General features: G+C 59.7%; 1 pseudogene. It reads right to left on the minus strand.

What is annotated here, in order from left to right:
* Positions 1–1393, minus strand: a pseudogene (locus AB4043_RS25535) (hypothetical protein); the annotation flags it as partial.

Here is a 1393-nt window from a genome sequence, read left to right on the forward strand (position 1 = left end):
GTGTAGAGCACGTCGCTCATCACGAAGGCCATCTCCTTGCCGGTGGGCGAGTAGACAGGGCCGTCTTCCGTACGCGTTGTCACCGACTCAAACGGAGCCGGCTTGTGCCAGGTCTGCTTCTTCGTCGCGATATCGACCAGCAGGATGTCGCTGGTGCCTTCGCGGAAACGCTTGGTATAGGGATGAATGGTCGCAATGGCCAACGTCTTGCCATTGGCGGAGAAGCCGGCGCGGCCCGGGAAGAAGGTCGCCGGAGCAACAATCGAATCCTTGCCGGTCGCAATCTCCGTCAAATGCGTGGCTCCGGTCTGGTCCTGCGAGGTAAACCACTTGCAGTCCGGAGAGAGAGCGGGAAAGATCTGCGCCGTGGTCTTCGACGGCGAAGGATGCTTCTCTTCACCGGTCTTGGGATCGAGCAGGTAGACGTTCTCGACACCATCTTTGTCCGAGACATACGCGATCCACTTTCCGTCAGCTGACCACATCGGTCCTTGCTTGTAGAAGCTATCGTTGGTCAGCGCCTTCGGCACAGGATTGCCGATCGTCAGCAGATAGAGCTGATTCAGCGCGACAAACGCGACCTGTTTGCCATCCGGCGAGAGCGCCGGACCGTAAAGGCCGAGCGCCTGGCGAGGCAGCTTCGAATCAAAGCGATAGTCCTTCGACTTGAAGATGGGCCGGATGGACTTAATATCGGCCGTGAACGGAATCTCCGTCTCTGTCTTGGCGGAGAGGTCAGCCTTCACCAGCTTGCCGTTGGTGGTGTACAGCAACGACGTCGGCGACATCCACGCGGCCTCAAACGGAAATGCGTCATCGTACTTGCTGGAGATGGGCTTGCCATCGACGATCAGCTTCGACGGGAAGAGCGTCTGTCCCGCGCCGGAAAAGTAGACATACGCCAGCTTGCCGTCAGACGAGACCGAGGGCGAGTCGATGCGGCCTGTCTTCACCTCAACCAGCGTCTTCTTCTCCAGCGTTGTGGGATCGATCTGGATCACCTGGCGGCCAGTCGCAACGCGCAGACCGGGAATCATCTCTTCATCAATAGCGGAGACGTAGACGATCTTGCCGTCCGGCGTCCATGCGGGCTCGTACTCATCGTTCGTTCCGCTGGTGATCTGCTTCGGCTCGCCGCCGTCGATGCCGACGGTCCAGATGTCGTAGGAGCCTTTGAAGTCACGATCGGAGGCAAAGGCAATCGTCTTGCCATCAGGAGAGATGCGGGGCTCGCGATCGTCGCCATGGCCGGAGGTGACCTGCTTCAGGCCGGTGCCGTCTGCATTCATCTTCCAGACGTGGAAGGTGCCGCCGGCATACGACTGGAAGACCACCGTCTTACCATCGGGCGCAAACCCCGGATACGCTGCCTCGTCCGTAGGCTGCGTCAGCT

The organism is Terriglobus sp. YAF25 (genome assembly GCF_052113305.1).
Classification (GTDB): Bacteria; Acidobacteriota; Terriglobia; order Terriglobales; family Acidobacteriaceae; genus Terriglobus.